Source organism: Acinetobacter sp. B-6 (assembly GCF_056930735.1).
In genome coordinates, this window is record NZ_JBXPBY010000006.1 from 41,154 (window position 1) to 57,993 (window position 16,840).

19 protein-coding genes and 1 pseudogene are annotated in these 16,840 nt (G+C 36.4%); 11 read left to right on the forward strand and 9 right to left on the reverse strand.

Annotated elements, in window-relative coordinates; all coding sequences use genetic code 11:
- Window positions 1-240: 240 nt before the first annotated feature.
- Window positions 241-963, reverse strand: coding sequence for a CAF17-like 4Fe-4S cluster assembly/insertion protein YgfZ (ygfZ, locus tag AC1Z3T_RS08835; RefSeq protein WP_009585863.1), 723 nt, complete (start codon window positions 961-963; stop codon window positions 241-243).
- A 238-nt stretch (window positions 964-1,201) separates the two neighbouring features.
- Here ygfZ and acnD point away from each other — a divergent pair, with 238 nt between their 5' ends.
- The 9 genes from acnD (at window position 1,202) to AC1Z3T_RS08880 (ending at window position 9,838) form a co-directional block, all read left to right on the forward strand.
- Window positions 1,202-3,808, forward strand: a complete 2,607-nt coding sequence (acnD, locus tag AC1Z3T_RS08840; protein WP_046759585.1) for a Fe/S-dependent 2-methylisocitrate dehydratase AcnD — start codon at window positions 1,202-1,204, stop codon at window positions 3,806-3,808.
- Between the two features lie 170 nt (window positions 3,809-3,978).
- The gene (locus AC1Z3T_RS08845) at window positions 3,979-4,125 is read left to right on the forward strand and encodes a hypothetical protein (RefSeq protein WP_162987727.1); all 147 of its coding nucleotides are present in this window, start codon (window positions 3,979-3,981) and stop codon (window positions 4,123-4,125) included.
- Window positions 4,126-4,295: 170 nt separating this feature from the next.
- Window positions 4,296-4,439 carry a zinc ribbon-containing protein gene (locus AC1Z3T_RS08850; RefSeq protein ID WP_004829882.1) on the forward strand — a complete coding sequence of 48 codons (144 nt, stop codon included), beginning with the start codon at window positions 4,296-4,298 and terminating at the stop codon, window positions 4,437-4,439.
- A 121-nt stretch (window positions 4,440-4,560) separates the two neighbouring features.
- A complete protein-coding gene (locus AC1Z3T_RS08855) occupies window positions 4,561-5,139 on the forward strand; it encodes a DUF4126 domain-containing protein (protein ID WP_419320547.1) in 579 nt (192 codons plus the stop codon).
- A 190-nt stretch (window positions 5,140-5,329) separates the two neighbouring features.
- Entirely contained in the window at window positions 5,330-5,542 is a 213-nt protein-coding gene (locus AC1Z3T_RS08860) for a hypothetical protein (protein WP_005033469.1), read from the forward strand.
- A gap of 370 nt (window positions 5,543-5,912) precedes the next feature.
- A complete protein-coding gene (locus AC1Z3T_RS08865) occupies window positions 5,913-6,362 on the forward strand; it encodes a hypothetical protein (protein WP_288455662.1) in 450 nt (149 codons plus the stop codon).
- Window positions 6,363-6,607: 245 nt separating this feature from the next.
- Window positions 6,608-7,060, forward strand: coding sequence for a hypothetical protein (locus AC1Z3T_RS08870; protein ID WP_346781814.1), 453 nt, complete (start codon window positions 6,608-6,610; stop codon window positions 7,058-7,060).
- 613 nt (window positions 7,061-7,673) lie between these two features.
- Window positions 7,674-8,375, forward strand: a complete 702-nt coding sequence (locus tag AC1Z3T_RS08875; RefSeq protein WP_009585966.1) for a DUF1003 domain-containing protein — start codon at window positions 7,674-7,676, stop codon at window positions 8,373-8,375.
- 614 nt (window positions 8,376-8,989) lie between these two features.
- The gene (locus AC1Z3T_RS08880; protein ID WP_346781815.1) at window positions 8,990-9,838 is read left to right on the forward strand and encodes a GGDEF domain-containing protein; all 849 of its coding nucleotides are present in this window, start codon (window positions 8,990-8,992) and stop codon (window positions 9,836-9,838) included.
- A 44-nt stretch (window positions 9,839-9,882) separates the two neighbouring features.
- On the opposite strand, the gene AC1Z3T_RS08885 is transcribed toward AC1Z3T_RS08880, so the two are convergent.
- The 6 genes from AC1Z3T_RS08885 to AC1Z3T_RS08910 all read right to left on the reverse strand — a co-directional run bounded on the left by AC1Z3T_RS08885 (window position 9,883) and on the right by AC1Z3T_RS08910 (window position 14,083).
- Window positions 9,883-10,296 carry a roadblock/LC7 domain-containing protein gene (locus tag AC1Z3T_RS08885; RefSeq protein WP_004829867.1) on the reverse strand — a complete coding sequence of 138 codons (414 nt, stop codon included), beginning with the start codon at window positions 10,294-10,296 and terminating at the stop codon, window positions 9,883-9,885.
- A gap of 17 nt (window positions 10,297-10,313) precedes the next feature.
- A complete protein-coding gene (locus AC1Z3T_RS08890; RefSeq protein ID WP_004829865.1) occupies window positions 10,314-10,847 on the reverse strand; it encodes a GTP-binding protein in 534 nt (177 codons plus the stop codon).
- Window positions 10,848-10,861: 14 nt separating this feature from the next.
- Complete coding sequence (locus tag AC1Z3T_RS08895; RefSeq protein WP_252048435.1) at window positions 10,862-11,830, reverse strand: hypothetical protein; 969 nt, start codon at window positions 11,828-11,830, stop codon at window positions 10,862-10,864.
- A gap of 457 nt (window positions 11,831-12,287) precedes the next feature.
- Window positions 12,288-12,947, reverse strand: coding sequence for a hypothetical protein (locus AC1Z3T_RS08900; RefSeq protein WP_151713445.1), 660 nt, complete (start codon window positions 12,945-12,947; stop codon window positions 12,288-12,290).
- A 15-nt stretch (window positions 12,948-12,962) separates the two neighbouring features.
- Complete coding sequence (locus tag AC1Z3T_RS08905) at window positions 12,963-13,403, reverse strand: ClpXP protease specificity-enhancing factor (protein WP_004829860.1); 441 nt, start codon at window positions 13,401-13,403, stop codon at window positions 12,963-12,965.
- A 26-nt stretch (window positions 13,404-13,429) separates the two neighbouring features.
- Window positions 13,430-14,083, reverse strand: coding sequence for a glutathione S-transferase N-terminal domain-containing protein (locus AC1Z3T_RS08910; RefSeq protein WP_151713446.1), 654 nt, complete (start codon window positions 14,081-14,083; stop codon window positions 13,430-13,432).
- Window positions 14,084-14,252: 169 nt separating this feature from the next.
- Here AC1Z3T_RS08910 and AC1Z3T_RS08915 point away from each other — a divergent pair.
- Window positions 14,253-14,570: pseudogene (locus AC1Z3T_RS08915) on the forward strand (hypothetical protein); the annotation flags it as partial.
- Between the two features lie 338 nt (window positions 14,571-14,908).
- On the opposite strand, the gene rpsI reads toward AC1Z3T_RS08915, so the two are convergent.
- Entirely contained in the window at window positions 14,909-15,295 is a 387-nt protein-coding gene (gene rpsI, locus AC1Z3T_RS08920) for a 30S ribosomal protein S9 (protein WP_004829853.1), read from the reverse strand.
- A gap of 12 nt (window positions 15,296-15,307) precedes the next feature.
- Complete coding sequence (gene rplM, locus AC1Z3T_RS08925) at window positions 15,308-15,736, reverse strand: 50S ribosomal protein L13 (protein ID WP_004829852.1); 429 nt, start codon at window positions 15,734-15,736, stop codon at window positions 15,308-15,310.
- Window positions 15,737-15,983: 247 nt separating this feature from the next.
- On the opposite strand from rplM, the gene AC1Z3T_RS08930 reads away from it, so the two are divergent.
- Window positions 15,984-16,394 carry a hypothetical protein gene (locus AC1Z3T_RS08930; protein ID WP_035301197.1) on the forward strand — a complete coding sequence of 137 codons (411 nt, stop codon included), beginning with the start codon at window positions 15,984-15,986 and terminating at the stop codon, window positions 16,392-16,394.
- Window positions 16,395-16,840: the final 446 nt, after the last annotated feature.

The following is a 16,840-nucleotide window of genomic DNA, read 5'->3' on the forward strand; positions in this document are numbered from 1 at the left end:
TATTAAAATCAATGAGATAAATTAATATACATATCGCAAAAATTGAAAATCCACCATAATATAAGGCAATAAATTTATGTTTGGAGTCCTGGAAACTCTGATTCATAGTTATAAAAAAGATAAATTAATATAATCATTTTTATCATTTTATAATAAATTAAAAGATTTTTTAAGTGTGATTTTAATGAAATAGCATAAAGATAACGTTATCAACGCTATCTTTATATAAAAATTAAATACTTACTGTGGTCTAGCAACATCACCACTCAAATGCTCAGGTAGAGCTAAAACAGTCACGCCCAACTCTTCTAGAGCATCAGGACGGGCAACCACAAGTGCAATATAGCCATTTTCAAAAGCTGCACTGTTCACGACTTGAACGCCCTTATTTAGTTGTTCAGCAGGAGCAGGGACTTCACCAGTACCCTGAATAAGATGTAACCAAGCCTTAGGTTTTGCTTTAAACCAAAGACGCGCAATTACTTCCTGACCAAGATAACAGCCTTTGTCATAATTGATACCTTCACGTTGATGTAGGCGTAATTCTTGAGGTTGAAACAAACCGTCAGTCACTTTATTAATATAGGCTTGACCATTTTGAATTGCTGAAATTTCCCACGCTGCAATATCAGTTTCAATGGCAGAAAAGTCAGTTGTAGAACCATTGAGTATTGGAAAAACATGCCCAACCAACTCAAGTTTCATTTTAGAAAAAGCACCATATTTTTTGATGTGCTGAGCAAATTCTTCAGCTTGATCTTGCGTGGTCACAATTTCTAAATGTTCAGGATTAATCTTTTTTAACCACAAGCCAAAATGAATTCGACCTTTCAAATCGCAGATAGCCGTATATTGACTAATATTTTCAGCTAAATTTTCAACATTTACAGTAACTTGACCTTGTAAGAACTTGACCGCATCAACACCGATTAAGGTAAAAGAGGAGAAAGCTAGATCGCTCATGAATTGCTCGCTTGTCTTAAATCTAATACTAAAGAATTAATCTTATTTTCCGCTATTTTTCAAAAAAAAGCAGTTTTAGTGCAAATATTTTAATGAAGTTGTTACTAAATATTTCTAAAACCCCTGTTTTTATATCTAAGCTTATGAAATATAAACGATTTGGGAAATGGGTTTTCGACAGTGTACTATGCCAAGCATTAGACACGCAGTACAAAACGATGCAAGAGGCACAAACGCAATGAATAAAAATTATCGTAAACCCCTGCAAGGTACCCAGCTCGAATACTTCGATGTGCGTCAAGCCGTAGAAGACATCCAGCAAGGCGCATATGCAAAACTTCCATACACATCAAAAGTATTGGCGGAGCAATTAGTACGTCGTTGTGATCCAGCCATTCTTGAACAGTCACTCAAAGAATTAATCCATCGTAAGCAAGATCACGATTTCCCATGGTATCCCGCACGTGTCGTGTGTCATGACATTCTTGGACAAACAGCATTGGTAGACCTTGCCGGTTTACGTGATGCGATTGCAGACCAAGGTGGTGATCCAGCAAAAGTGAATCCTGTCGTTCCAACCCAGTTGATTGTTGACCACTCTTTGGCAGTGGAATACGGTGGTTTTGACCCAGATGCTTTTGAGAAAAACCGTGCTGTAGAGGATCGTCGTAACGAAGACCGTTTTCACTTTATCGAGTGGACCAAAACTGCGTTTGAAAATGTCGATGTTATCCCAGCAGGTAACGGCATCATGCATCAAATCAACTTGGAGAAAATGTCTCCAGTGATTCAAAATCGTGAAGGTCTTGCTTTTCCTGATACCTGTGTCGGTACCGATTCACATACACCGCATACCGATGCACTCGGCGTAATTTCTGTAGGTGTTGGTGGTTTGGAAGCCGAAAATGTCATGCTTGGTCGTGCATCTTGGATGCGTTTACCTGACATTATTGGTGTTGAGCTGGTTGGGCAACGCAAAGCAGGCATTACGGCAACAGATATCGTTTTAGCGTTAACTGAGTTTTTGCGTAAAGAGCGTGTAGTTGGCGCTTATTTAGAATTTTTTGGTGAAGGTGCGGACAGTATGTCTGTTGGAGATCGTGCAACGATTTCAAACATGACACCTGAGTATGGTGCAACTGCAGCAATGTTCTACATTGACCAGAACACCATTGATTATTTAACGCTGACAGGTCGTGAAGCGGATCAAATCAAATTGGTTGAAACCTATGCCAAAGAAATCGGTCTTTGGGCATCGGATATGAAACAAGCGGAATATCCACGTGTACTGCGTTTTGATCTTTCTACTGTAACACGTAATATTGCAGGTCCATCGAACCCACATGCCCGTGTATCTACAGCAGACCTCAAAGAAAAAGGGATTGCAGGTGTTGTTGAAAACCGTACTGATGGCTTAATGCCAGATGGTGCAATCATTATTGCTGCGATTACGTCCTGTACCAATACTTCTAATCCACGTAATACGGTTGCCGCAGGTTTATTGGCACGTAAAGCAAATGAATTGGGTTTAACACGTAAACCATGGGTGAAATCATCATTTGCACCAGGTTCTAAAGCAGCAGCTTTATACCTTGAAGAAGCAGGTGTAATGGATGATTTAGAGAAACTGGGCTTTGGGATCGTGGCATATGCATGTACGACCTGTAATGGTATGTCAGGTGCTTTAGATCCAAAGATTCAGCAAGAAATTATCGATCGTGATTTATATGCGACTGCGGTACTTTCTGGTAACCGTAACTTTGATGGTCGTATTCACCCTTATGCTAAACAAGCATTCTTGGCTTCACCACCATTGGTTGTGGCTTATGCAATTGCAGGTACAATTCGTTTTGATATCGAAACCGATGCATTGGGGAATGATCAAGATGGCAATCCAATTTATTTAAAAGACATTTGGCCATCGGATGCTGAAATCGATGCTTTAGTGAAAGAGTCAGTAAAACCTGAGCAGTTCCGCAAAGTCTACATTCCAATGTTCGACTTAGGTGTGGCTGAAAAGTCTGAAAGTCCACTATATGATTGGCGTCCGCAAAGTACTTATATTCGCCGTCCACCATATTGGGAAGGTGCGCTTGCTGCGCCACGAACACTATCGAATATGCGCCCACTGGCAATTTTACCTGACAACATTACCACGGATCATTTATCGCCATCGAATGCGATCATGATGGATTCTGCTGCGGGTGAGTACCTGCATAAAATGGGTGTACCTGAAGAAGATTTTAACTCTTATGCAACGCATCGTGGTGATCATTTGACTGCGCAACGTGCAACATTTGCCAATCCAAAATTGTTTAATGAAATGGTGGTTCGTTCTGACGGTACGATTAAACAGGGTTCTAAAGCACGTGTTGAACCTGAAGGCGAAGTGATGCGTATGTGGGAAGCGATTGAGACTTATATGAATCGTAAGCAACCACTGATCATCATTGCAGGTAAAGATTATGGTCAAGGCTCAAGCCGTGACTGGGCTGCAAAAGGTGTTCGTCTTGCTGGGGTTGAAGCGATTGTTGCTGAAGGTTTTGAGCGTATTCACCGTACCAATCTTGTGGGTATGGGTGTTTTACCACTTGAGTTTAAAGCAGGTACAGATCGTAAAACTTTAAAGCTTGATGGTACTGAGCTTTATAGTGTGATTGGTAATATTGCACCACGCACAGATTTAACTTTGGTGATTGAGCGTGCAACGGCTGACGGTAAGAGTGAAATCATTGAAGTTCCTGTAACTTGTCGTCTGGATACTGAAGAAGAAGTACATGTGTATGAGGCGGGTGGTGTTTTACAACGCTTTGCACAGGATTTCTTGGAAGGTCAAGTGGCTTGATTTAATTACATTTCTTAATCCTCAAAACCCTCCTTCGAAAAAGGAGGGAGTTTTCAGCATTTCAAAAGTGAGTATTACTTTGTATGTGGGCGAGATTAAAGAATGAAGTCATTGATAAGGTTTAAAAAATATCCTACTGTTAAGTAGGATATTTATTTTTAGGAAGGAAAATGATTTTATTCACAGAAAATGATCCTGAAAATCCATATAAATCAATGATGGTTGAACATTTTTTAAATGTATTGTCACAAATGCCAGATGATTTTTATGAGGAAGATAGAACTGATGAACCACCTCAAGAAAGAGAAACAATTTAATTAATTTGTGGATTCTAATTTATGGAAAGTCGTTAACAAGAAAAATCGTATTACTTTTTGAAATCATTTCTTGCAAAAATGACACCATCATTTTTTAAAATAGACAGTAGACATACATTAAAATTTGACTATACTTTATTCACCATTTCTAAAACCTATGGAGAACAAAAATGGTTACTGCTGGTCAAAAACCTGGAACAGGCTTCTATTTTTGTGTCCAATGTGGACATCGCGTTTACTTAGAAATTGGTACAGATCGTTTACCTCCGTGTACCAAATGCCTTGGCAATCAATTCAACAACAAGAATGCCTAAGCAGCACCAACAAAACAGCTACTCGCAGTTTTAAGAAAAAGCCCTATCATCCAATAGGGCTTTTTTGCTAATTTAATAAAAAGTTTAAAAATATAATGAAAATACAGGCAGAAATATCATGATCGAAACACTTCTTAGCTTATGTATAGGCGTAGGTTTAAGCGCAGCCTGCGGTTTTCGTGTATTTGTTCCACTTTTGGTGATGAGCATTGCATCATTGATGGGATGGTTTGAACCAATGAAAGGTTTTGAGTGGTTAGCAATACCCTCTGTGTGTATAGGCTTGGCTGTTGCAACTGTCTGTGAGATTGGTGCGTATTATATTCCTTGGGTAGACAATGCCTTAGATACCATTGCTACACCTGCGGCAATGGTGGCAGGAACACTGACCACCATGGCGGTGAGTAGTGGTGAAATGTCACAGTTTGCCAGTTGGGCGGCTGCAATTATTGTAGGGGGAGGAACAGCAACAGCAGTACAAATGGGAACAGTTGCAGTTCGGGGATTATCCACAGCAACCACAGGTGGTATCGCAAATCCTGTCGTGTCTACAGGCGAATGGATCGGAGCAATTGTTGTTTCAGTATTATCGCTCATTGTTCCCGTTTTGGTGGTGATTGTTGGAATTATCTTGGTGGTTATTGTCATTCGTTGGATTAAAAGAAAAAGACAAGAAAGTACAAATCATTCAACCGTTTAAAGATAAACATGATAATTAAAATACTTATAAAAATTAAATACTTAGATTGATTGTGGAAAATCAATAAGAACAAAAAATAAAAAGATTGATTTTTATACAATAAAGGCATATTTTTATTATGGAATTAATAAAGACATAATTTAATTATGGGTTTATTCGTTTATTTTACGAATAAATAGGGGGAAACTTTATGATGGACAAATTTATTATCAATCAAAATCCGCAAGCCAATGGGGTGTATGAAGTACATAATGCTACTCAAGGTTGTAATTATTTACCCCATATCACTCAGCAAAATCTCTTGGGTTTTTTTGCGACCAGTGATTTGGCGCTAAAGCGTGCAAAGATGAATTGGCCAAGAGAAAAAATTAAAGTTTGTATACACTGTTGTTCAGAGGCTTAGAATTTGAAATAAATTCTGCATCCATGTTGGAGCATTACACAACTACCGCATGGATGCTTTGATTTCGCTATAAAAATATGATGTAGACTCATCATTTAATACGATGATAGGAAAGGAGAAGACCTTTAAAATAGGTGTTTGCTTGAGATTTATTATCCTCAAATTAGAAGGGATATTTAAATGTTAGATATTCATTTTTAGTTCAAACAACATTTTATGGACTGCTTCAAATTTTAGATGAATTGTTGTGATCCATGTTGTATTGAAAATAATCAATTTAAAAAAAATAATGATAATAGCTGTTTTAAAACAACGATATAAATGCTATTAATAAATCATAAGATCAACATCACATGGATAGGTGAGAACAATGAGAAAGTTCGATGTCGAAATCAGTTTGCCTGCACAAGCATTGGAATCTTTTGAAGCTGAAGATATAGAACAGATTCGGGCAAAATTTTATGCGATTAACTGGCGTCGTTTATTTTTGACTCAACTTCAAGCTGCTGATTCAGATATCTCATTTGCAGTACAAGATACAGAAACAGAATTATATTTGCATATACAGTTAAATACGCAATCGAGTAAAGCCGAGCCTGTCTTCCAAATTGACAGTAATATTCAATTGACTGTAGAAAGTAAGGAGTTTTTAGGATTTTTAACACGCAAAAAGAAATACGATGTGGTCTATAAGAATTTGAATCAAACACAGGTTTCAGAACAACTTAGTCTGTTTTTAAATGGGCAAATTGATGCAATGACAGAACAGTATAGACAACTGATACACAAAAAAATGTTGCAAGAGCATCGTTTAGCCTAATTTTAGATTTACGAAATCTACAAAAATCAGGAAGTCAAAGCTTCCTGATTTTTTTCAATTGCTCTAAATGCAAATACTTAAATAATTAACCAATGAGTAAAATAAACTTGGTGCATGTAAAAAATAAAAAAAGTGAATTTTTTCACAATTTACATTTAAAAATAAATAACTTAGTTTTAAAAGTATGATCTGGTTCTCTATGTTTTTTGAAGAGTATTGTTACACTACAAAAAGATTTTAAGTGTATGCGTCTTAGAGTAATGAGCAATTTTGAAATTCACATTCAGTATCCAAATCACACCAGTGAGCATGATATGGAACGGTTCAGCAATCTTGAGATTGCAGAAGTACTGACGAAATTTGAAAGCATCAGTTGGCGACGCCAACGCGTTTTACAATTGCAATTAGAGGGTCTCAGTACGATGTTTAAGGTGATCCATCCTACATCCAATGAATTTTTGACCATAACGCTGAATGCTTATGCTAAAACAGAAGATTTCGAGTTCAAGGTAGAAAGTAATATTACGTTGATTATTCCGCAGCGTGAGTTATTCGGATTAATGACACGTAAGAATAAAGCGCTATTTGCCATCAAGCAGAGTACGCTTGAGCAGATTAAGACGAGTTTAATAGCGTTCTTAAATCAGGATAGAGTCGCTTTAGAAGACATTTTCATTCAAGTTAAACAAGCTCATTAAGAAAATCAGTATTCAACTGAAAGCATGTTTATATATAACTAAAAAAGTAATGTTGCTGTGTTGGGGGAGGAATGCAAATTTAGAAATTAAATTTGCATTTTTTCTCTATTTTATGCAATAAAAAATCATTTAATTAACTGAGTTGGAATTTTTTTTTTATATTGATTGTTTTAAAGAAAAAATTTCCTGAAAAAGACAAAAATCAATCTATCTTAGGAAAATAATCCCGAAGCAATTTGATTAATATTGTTTTCAAGGATGTAAGGGATCGAAAAGAGCAGATTGCTACCAGTTGCGTATAACGTGCGCGTAGTACTTACCCACAAGGTCTCGATTCGGCTTAGGACGCTATAGATCAAAAGTTTATAGGCAATAGGGTTAAAACTTACAAAGTTTTAATAGTTGAAGTAAACCACAGTTGTTTTCCCGCTCATCCAAAAAATTCAATAAAAATATTTACCTAAAATATTTCATCAAATAAATCTATTGAACTTTGTTTCTTATATCAGAAAAAACATCTAACCAAGATACTCTTCATACACAAAGCCACTCAAATATATTCTATGCTTGGTCTTAATCAGGGATTAAAAAGAACCACGATAAGAGTAGCGTTATGAACGAAAAACTTGAGAATCATATTTGCTTTGTGTGTAAAAAGAGTTTTTCCCATCGTGATGTGGTTCCAATGGGTACCATTCGCAAAGTGATTACAGAAGAAATTGCACGAGATTTCCCAGACTGGTCTGCACAAGATTATATTTGTAGAGCTGATTTAACCAAGTACCGTATGCAATATGTGCAATCTCTATTGCAATCTGAACAAGGCGAAGTATCGAGTTTAGCTTATGAAGTGCTCAACAGCATGCAACAGCACGAACTAATCACCAAGAATACTGAAAATCAACTCGACGAAAACTGGACTTTGGGAGAACGCTTAGCAGATAAGATTGCAACTTTTGGAGGAAGTTGGGCTTTTCTAATTTGTTTTAGCTTGTTCTTGGCAATCTGGATTATTGTAAATACTGTGGTAATGGTCAAACAGCCTGCAGACCCTTATCCTTTTATTTTACTTAATCTTATTTTATCTTGCTTGGCGGCTGTGCAAGCCCCCATTATTATGATGAGTCAAAATCGTCAAGAAGCTAAAGATCGTCTACGTTCGCAAAATGATTATCAAGTCAATTTAAAAGCTGAACTCGAAATTCGACATTTACATGAAAAAATAGACCATTTGTTGATGCACCAATGGGATAAATTGGCAAAAATTCAGGAAATCCAATTGGACTTGTTGTCAGAAATGAATAAGAAAAAATAGTTTAGCGTTATTGATGTATGTGAGAGCTGAACAGAAAGGATTTCTATTTTTTTTTATACTTAGACTGAGAAAAAAGTAGAATTAAATATAAAACCATTTAAATATTCTTTAATCTCGTACTTTGACGGGAAATTTTTTTAAATTCAGCTGAAAAGACCTCATCTTAGGAAAATAATCCTGAACAGCTTTGGGTATTATGGTTTGCAAGGGTGATCAGGGATCGAAAAGAGTAGATTGCTACCAGTAACGTACAACGTGCGTGTAGTACTTACCCACAAGGTCTTGATTCGGCTTAGGACGCTATAAACCAAAAGTTTATAGGCAATAGAGTTAAAACTTATCTAGTTTTAATGCGTTGAAGTAAACCATCAGTTGTTTTCCCTAACACCCAAAGATTTCTATTTTATAACAGTATTTATCCTCCTATATATCACTTTACCTTTATTACTATTTTAACTACAGCTAAGTAAACAGTCTCTGTTTTTTGTTTAAAAAAATTATGTTAAATCTATTTAAAACATTGGCTTATCGAAGATTTGTTGATTTTTTGCTTTGCTAGATTTTTTAATTAATCTATACGATAATGAAATAATAACACAAAGGATTGTGATCATATGATTAAACAGTTGGAAACGTATTTATTTATGAGTTCGATTGTTGTTCGGCGTACTACTTTACTTTTTATTATTATAGTTTTAGGAATCATTGATCTCTCAACGGGCTATGAATATTCTTTTGCTGTTTTTTATTTAATTCCAGTTTCGATTGCCGCATGGTATGACCATAAGTATGTTGTCATCATTACCGTAATTTTATCTGGACTCACATGGTTATATGCCGATTATAGTGCGGGGCATGAGTACACCAATTCGATTATTCCTTTCTGGAATGCTTGTGTGCGACTAGGGTTTTTTAGCGTTGTGGCGATTTTATTACGTAGAATAAAAATGAATTTAAATGAAATGACGCTTATGGCGATGAAAGATCCCTTAACCTTATTAAATAATACACGGGCGTTTAATTTAGCCTATCAGGCATTAAAAAAGAGACATAGTAAAACAGAACAAACATTTGCTGTTGGTCTAATTGATTTAGATGGCTTTAAAACTGTAAATGATACCTACGGACACAGTAAAGGGGATGATGTCCTAGTAGAGTTTGCGCAGGTGTTAAAATCGACCACACGCCATTCTGATGTCGTTGCGCGTATGGGCGGTGATGAATTTATTGTGATCTTACAAGACATTGATCTAAACGCCATTGAAGATTACGAAAAACGTTTAAGAAAAAGCTTTTTGTTAAGTGGATTAAAACAGCAGTTCGGTATTGATTTTAGTATGGGGATTCGTACTTATGATGAATTACCTGAAAATATTGATGAGGCTACTCATCAGGCAGATCTACTGATGTATCAGTCTAAAGTAAATGGTAAATCGCAAACCACAATTAATGCGAAACCTTAACAGGGATTACCGAACAGTTTAACCAAGATGGGTGAGCCCTCTTTCTATGATTGATCTTGTTGGATAATGGCTTGGCTGGCTTCTTTTAAGTGATAAAGCAATTGTCCGAGTAGTACCTCTTTACTGCTTAATGTGACGATGAGCATAGGATGCTTGGTGCATGGTACAGCTGTTAATACGGCTTTGCCATTCTCAGCATCTAAAGTAATACTTTGACAGCCAATCAAATTAATTTCAGATAAAAATGCACTGACCATCGCTAAAATGGAACTACTCACCGCTGCTAGTTTACTGGAGTGAAATTGATAGCGTTTACTCACAGAAGCTAACTCAAAACCATCACTTGAACAAATCATAATGAATTCAATATGATTGACATGGTTGAGTACTTCTTGGATTTGTTGTTTAGCAAATGCAACCAATGCTTCTGGTGCTGCCCGTTGCTCTGGTAAATTCATACGCACCTCTTGATTGGTTATAAGTATTTAATTTCCAATGCTGTAATCAATGTTTCTAAGAGCAACAGTACATCTGCTTTCTTTCGTGCATCGATAAAGAAAACAGGAAAGTTGAGTTGCCGTTCTAACAACCATTGTCGATATTGGTGAGTCGGTTTAGCCAAATCATCATCGATATGGGTGATACCAATTACAATGTTGTCGCCGTATTGTTTAAAGGTGTTGATGTAATAGTCCAACTCTTCCAAAGGTGTCTGTAAACTATGGTCAATCAATAGGATTGTGCCAATAGCCCCTTTACAAATCACTCCCCACATAAAGTCGAAACGCCCTTGACCAGGTGTTCCATAAAGCCCAACTTTATTGCCATCATCAAGTGTGACTTCTCCATAGTCGATTCCTACTGTGGTATTGAGTTTTTTGTGGCTATGTTCATCCGTATTAAAGGCTTCTGTTGCCAATACAGGAACCTCTGAGAGCGATTTAATCGCTTCGGTTTTTCCTGCCCCCATCGAACCTGCAAAAACAATTTTGTATTTTTGAATAATCATCGCGTATCTATCCCTTAAAACTTAAATTTACTCTTTAATTTGTTAAAAAAGCTTTTTAAGATTCCTTTATTTTCAGTGTGTTGTTCTTCGCTCTGTGTTTTGTCGAACTGGCTGTCTTTTGCGGAAATGACCTCCGCATTATGAATGGCTAGATTGGCTGCTACAAAATGCTGAACAGTTGCAACAGGAATATTGAGTTTATCTGCAACATGTTGAATTTGTGCACCATAGATAAAGCAAGCGGTGAGTTGTAATAGCAGTTTCTTATCGAGTTGATTGGGTTGAACCCAAAACTTCAAACGATAATATTTGTCAGCCGCAGGTACAGTAATGAGTTGTGGATTTTTCCAAATCAAATTAAATAACCAGTCTTCTAAGTTGAACTGACGCTTACGTGAAACCTTAATAAAGTCGGAGGTGAGTGCTGCTGTATAATGTATTGAAAGGTCTGTCTGATACTCATCACGTGTCGCCTCAAGCCAAGCCAAATGTGCATGGTGGTCTATAATGGCAATAGTTCCTAAATGATCACTGAGAATGACTTTGCGGCTGTCCTGTGTATAGAGATCAGCAAAGAAATCAATTTCTTTAATTTCAAGTTGAGTTTCAGTGTCGTCTATAGACAGATCTAAACTGGTTACAGGTGAATCTGCTTGCTGAAGTAATTTGACATTGACCCAATCTTTAAGCGTACATTCATCATAAATTGGGATGCAAAGTAAGTTATCTTGAGCACTTTCTGTGTGTTCACTGTGTTTTGATATTTTTAAATAAGGAATATTTTTATTTTGAATAATATTTTGAATATTATCATTTTCAAAAAACTGCTCATTGATCAAAATACAGTTGATATTTTGATCGGAAACACTTGTCCAATTTATACCAATATGGGTTGGTAAAATTTTTCGCAGCCTGATTTTAAGATCATCTGAGGTGGTTAAACCTAAGCCTGAAATTGCGATATTGATACATTGATTGTTCATAATATCACTTATCTGAGATTAAAAGATTAAAGTGTGTAATACATTTTAACGGTCATCATGTGTTTAAATTAACGCTAGATTTATTCTTTTTCCAGTTAAAACATTTTTTTAATGTTTAAATGTATAGCATTTAGTCGTTTTATTTATTTCGGTTTTATCCTCCTTTATAAATTGTTAATTTTATTTAAAGTTTAGAGAATTTCATCGCTTTAACTTAACACTAGTTATTATTGAAAATCTATCTTAAACCCGAAGATTTTTTTAAATGATTTTCACCAATAGAAGATTAACTTAAGAGTTTTTAGGATTTTGATTATTATTGTGCATATTTAATCATTTATAATTTTATTATTGTGATATTTATCACTTGTAATAATTAAATAAACTTAAATATTTTTTGCATGAAAAAAAGCGATCATTTAGATCGCTTTTAATAAATTTAGATTATCAGTAACATTTAAGCAAAAACTTTGCTGACAGCTTCAAAAAGAATATAGAGCACAACAAGTGCGACTACAGGTTCAGCAACTTTTGCCCAAGTTGGTTGAACTGTTTCAGCGACAGTAACTTCTGGGTGGTCTGCATGCGTATCTGTAGTTTGAACATTGACCATTTGATTAAACTCCTTCATGGTTTCATCTAATGATATCTCTTCTTGCACTGTAGGTTGAGAGCCAATCAGTTCAGTTAGTTCATTTGTTGACCAAACCCAATCTTTTGCTTGACCCGATAAATGTTCAATTTGCCCAATCACCAGTTCTCTTAAACCTCTTTTTCCCAAACTTCCTGCAGTGTCTAACTGTTTTAATTCAGCAAATTGTAGTTCAAGGATTTCAGTTGTTGCTGATTCAAGCATTGTTTGCTCTAAATCAGATTTGTTCTGTGGTGATGTTGTGAGATGCCGTGCAATTTCTTGACTATATAGATGATCTTGCGAAAGAATCTCCTGATAAAGTGCATCATCATCTTTACGCCACAGGCTAATAATTTTACCTAAAGTGAGCGCATTGATTTCTTCAATATGTGCAGTTCGTTCAACAGCTTGTAGTTGTGATAATAGCTGAGGCTTTTGAATCTTTATCTGCTCAGCAAAGTATTGTACGAGATCAAAAGCCATTCAGTTCTCCTTGTTCTATTCTAAAATGCGTAAGCTCGATTTTTTCTTTGGCGCATCAGTCGTGATTTCTGTTTCATCGCTTTTGTTTGATTTTAAAGCATCTTCTTCGATTTGCACATTGGCATATTCGTCAGGATCAAAGAATAAACCTTGTCCATTTTCACGCGCATACAGTCCTAATACCGCATTCATTGGGATATAAAGATCTTTCGATGCGCCACTAAAACGCGCAGAGAAAGTAATTGCATCGTTACTCATATTTAACATATGAACTGAATGTGGTGCCAGATTAAGAACAATTTGCCCATCTTGTACAAATTGTTGCGGAACATCGGTATAAGGTTGCGTCGCATCAACAAGTAGATAAGGGGTTAAATTGTTATCGCAAATCCATTCATATATTGCACGTGCAAGGTATGGTCGAGTCGGGGTTAAGTTCAATTCTGGTTCAGACATTAGAAAATACTCTATTGTTTTGCGATCTAGGGTTTTGCCAAAAGTTCACTATATCGACTTTTTTCTTGAAAGGTCATCGACTTCAAAAAAGCGGGTCGGCTAAAAATCCGTTGGCAATATAGTAAAATTGGACGGCATTGCTGTTTAGGCAACTCAATTCCCATATGTTTTAACCGTACGAAAATTGGGGCTAACATACAATCTAAAATTGTAAAGTTATCAGACATAAAATACGGATAGTGCTGAAAAAGTGGTGTTAAAGATACTAAAGTATCTTTCAGTTGTTGCTGAGCTTTTTTCTTTTCTGCTACGTTGAGCGTATCTGGGTGGCGGAGCATGGTGTCTGCAAGCTTAAACCAATCTTGCTCAAAACGCCAAATATACTGTCTTTGTTCTGCGCGTGGGGCAGGTGCATCGGCATACAGTTTATTTTGCCGATAACGGTCATCTAGGTATTCAGAAATGATATGGGTTTTAAACAATTTCAAATCGTTTTCAATCAACATTGGCAGTTGATTGTATGGATTAAGGCTTGCTAAGTCTTCATCATCTTCTTCAACGATTATTAAAGTGTGTTTAATTTGCTTTTCTGCAAGCAGAAATCTGATCCAATGTGAACGAAAGTCATCCTCGTGGCTATACAACGTAATCCCTTGTTGAGGCGCATTTTCGACTGACATATTCCAAAAACTAGAAAAAATGAATAGACTAGGATACTAAAAATAGGCAATAAAATCACCTTAACTTTAATAAGCTTACGGTATGCGCTGAATTTAAATCAATATAAGGTCTGGGTCATTCATGAATTTAATAAATAATAGCAGTAAGTTGCTTCTTGCTGTTTTTCTTATGATGAATCTTTCAAATACATATGCAAAGAAGCAAATTGTAGATGCTCAAGTGCAGGAAGCGGCTGCTGAAGCTATGGAAGCTGCCAGAGCTGAAGCTACTGTGGCTAGTGACGAAGAAGCCGCATGTCGTGCTGATGATGCTTGTGATGTTGCATCTGCTGTTTCAGAGGATGAAAGGTACGGTGGAATCGAACAGGAGTATGTTGTTAAGGGTTGTAAGGTCACGATTTACAATGATGGACCTGTAAAAATGGTCAATGTAAAGACTAATAAGCCATGTGATGCACCAATTCCGAAAGACCATAAGTTTTCTAAGGAAACTCGAACTTATCAGGAAAATGGCTGTACGATCACAGAATCAAAATATGCCGACGGGATTGCCGATGCTGTCATGGACTGTTCTAAACGAGATAAAACAAAATAACTGTGAAACTGTGAAACTGTGAAACTGTGAAACTGTGAAACTGTGAAACTGTGAAACTGTGAAACTGTGAAACTGTGAAACTGTGAAACTTTGAAACTTTGAAACTTTGAAACTTTGAAACTTTGAAACTTTGAAACTTTGAAACTTTGAAACTTTGAAACTTTGAATAGTTTTAATCCATAAAAAACCTCGGCAAATGCCGAGGTTTTTTGTCCGATTCGGTAAACGAATTAACGTTTAGAGAATTGAGGACGTTTACGTGCTTTACGTAAACCAAGTTTCTTACGTTCAACTTCACGAGCATCACGAGTAACGAAACCAGCTTGACGAAGAGCAGGTTTTAAAGTTTCGTCTGAAGCGATCAACGCACGAGTAATACCGTGACGGATAGCGCCAGCTTGACCACCGATACCACCACCAGCAACAGTGATGTAAAGGTCATACTTTTCAGTTACGTCTAAAAGCTCAAGCGGTTGACGAACAACCATACGAGCAGTTTCACGACCGAAGTACTGTTCAAGAGTACGATTATTGATTACGAGTTTACCAGTACCAGCTGATAGGAAAACACGTGCAGTTGCGGTCTTACGGCGACCTGTACCATAGTTAGTAGCCATGTGCTGTATCCCTTAGATGTCCAAAACTTGTGGCTGTTGAGCAGTATGAGGATGCTCAGTACCAGCGTACACTTTCATTTTCTTGATCATTGCATAACCAAGAGGACCTTTTGGCAACATGCCTTTTACAGCACGTTCGAAGATTTCTTCTGGTTTGTGAGCAACTAATTTTTCGAAATTAGTTTCACGAATACCACCAGGGAAACCAGTGTGGCGATAGTATTTCTTATCAAGTGATTTGTTACCAGTCACTTGAACTTGCTCTGCATTGATCACAACGATGTAGTCACCAGTGTCAACGTGAGGCGTATAAGAAGTTTTGTGTTTACCGCGTAAACGACGAGCGATTTCAGTCGCAAGGCGACCTAAAGTTTTGCCAGAAGCATCAACAACGTACCAGTCGTGTTGAACTTCAGCAGGCTTAGCGCTGAGAGTTTTCATTAAACCACTACCTATTATAGTTGGTTTGGACTATGGAATCTGTCCAAACAAAAAGGAGAGCAAATTCTAGCTGAAATGAGATAGATTCACAATCGAAATATTGAATTTCAAGCGCATTATTATATTGAGTGTTGTTAAAAAAAGCAAAGCTTCTTTTTACCTTAAATACTGAGGTATATTTTGTGATTGGAATTGTAAAGAAATTGATCAATAATTAGCACTTAAATCAAGAAAAACACAAGGCAAAATGAAAATAATAAGTTCAATAATATTCCTATTACTCCTGTGGGGAGCCGGGAATTTTACCCGAAGTTCTGCTCAGACCGTTTGGCAAGATAAAGCGCATGTGTTGGCTAAACCTCCAGAAAAACAGCATGAGGAATTAGATACGATTCTCGATGTGAAGTGGATGACTGCTGATTTTACTCAGGAAATCGATGATGCTTTTCCTTGTGAGCCTGTTGGAATATTGGTTCAAACACAAAATATTGAGATCGGTCAAGAAATAGATGTGGTAATTGAGTTGAAAAATCGTCGAGATCATCAAGCTGTGGAATATACTGTGTACGGAAAAGTTGAACCCGATCATCACGTTAGAATTATTTTTGATCAACACATTGACCTGAATAGCTGTGAGAATGCAGAATTTGAGCAATAATCAAACCGACTTTTGGATTTTGAAATACCCGTGTGTATCAATGGCAGGATTGGTCAATATTTTTTAATTAAAATTTAATTAAGTATCAAAATAAGTGGAAAAGTTAAGTGATGTTTAAGTGGGTTAAGTCAGTTTTAATAGATTGGAATAAATCGTTTTTTATTCGGATAATTGAATCAATAGCATTTATTTTTGCACTCAAATGTTAATTTTTATCCGTTTTTTCAGCATTTGTATGGGATTTATACACAAGCATTAAAGACTGTTAGTATTGTGGTTTATGTGTGTTTTATCGCATTTTTTCTTTACAATTGATATAGATGTATCATGATTTTTAATTTAGGTTTATGCTTGGGTTGAATTTTTCTAGAAGTTACTTTTATTTTTAAATTCAAATATTCAGCATGCACTTGTGAATAACAATTGTCATGGATTTTGTGGGTCGT

Excerpts from the sequence above, each read along its gene's own strand:
- ygfZ (WP_009585863.1), bottom strand. The coding sequence starts at position 963 with ATGAGCGATCTAGCTTTCTCCTCTTTTACCTTAATCGGTGTTGATGCG.
- acnD (WP_046759585.1), top strand. The coding sequence starts at position 1,202 with ATGAATAAAAATTATCGTAAACCCCTGCAAGGTACCCAGCTCGAATAC.
- AC1Z3T_RS08845 (WP_162987727.1), top strand. The coding sequence starts at position 3,979 with ATGATTTTATTCACAGAAAATGATCCTGAAAATCCATATAAATCAATG.
- AC1Z3T_RS08850 (WP_004829882.1), top strand. The coding sequence starts at position 4,296 with ATGGTTACTGCTGGTCAAAAACCTGGAACAGGCTTCTATTTTTGTGTC.
- AC1Z3T_RS08860 (WP_005033469.1), top strand. The coding sequence starts at position 5,330 with ATGATGGACAAATTTATTATCAATCAAAATCCGCAAGCCAATGGGGTG.
- AC1Z3T_RS08865 (WP_288455662.1), top strand. The coding sequence starts at position 5,913 with ATGAGAAAGTTCGATGTCGAAATCAGTTTGCCTGCACAAGCATTGGAA.
- AC1Z3T_RS08870 (WP_346781814.1), top strand. The coding sequence starts at position 6,608 with ATGCGTCTTAGAGTAATGAGCAATTTTGAAATTCACATTCAGTATCCA.
- AC1Z3T_RS08875 (WP_009585966.1), top strand. The coding sequence starts at position 7,674 with ATGAACGAAAAACTTGAGAATCATATTTGCTTTGTGTGTAAAAAGAGT.
- AC1Z3T_RS08880 (WP_346781815.1), top strand. The coding sequence starts at position 8,990 with ATGATTAAACAGTTGGAAACGTATTTATTTATGAGTTCGATTGTTGTT.
- AC1Z3T_RS08885 (WP_004829867.1), bottom strand. The coding sequence starts at position 10,296 with ATGAATTTACCAGAGCAACGGGCAGCACCAGAAGCATTGGTTGCATTT.
- AC1Z3T_RS08890 (WP_004829865.1), bottom strand. The coding sequence starts at position 10,847 with ATGATTATTCAAAAATACAAAATTGTTTTTGCAGGTTCGATGGGGGCA.
- AC1Z3T_RS08895 (WP_252048435.1), bottom strand. The coding sequence starts at position 11,830 with ATGAACAATCAATGTATCAATATCGCAATTTCAGGCTTAGGTTTAACC.
- AC1Z3T_RS08900 (WP_151713445.1), bottom strand. The coding sequence starts at position 12,947 with ATGGCTTTTGATCTCGTACAATACTTTGCTGAGCAGATAAAGATTCAA.
- AC1Z3T_RS08905 (WP_004829860.1), bottom strand. The coding sequence starts at position 13,403 with ATGTCTGAACCAGAATTGAACTTAACCCCGACTCGACCATACCTTGCA.
- AC1Z3T_RS08910 (WP_151713446.1), bottom strand. The coding sequence starts at position 14,083 with ATGTCAGTCGAAAATGCGCCTCAACAAGGGATTACGTTGTATAGCCAC.
- rpsI (WP_004829853.1), bottom strand. The coding sequence starts at position 15,295 with ATGGCTACTAACTATGGTACAGGTCGCCGTAAGACCGCAACTGCACGT.
- rplM (WP_004829852.1), bottom strand. The coding sequence starts at position 15,736 with ATGAAAACTCTCAGCGCTAAGCCTGCTGAAGTTCAACACGACTGGTAC.
- AC1Z3T_RS08930 (WP_035301197.1), top strand. The coding sequence starts at position 15,984 with ATGAAAATAATAAGTTCAATAATATTCCTATTACTCCTGTGGGGAGCC.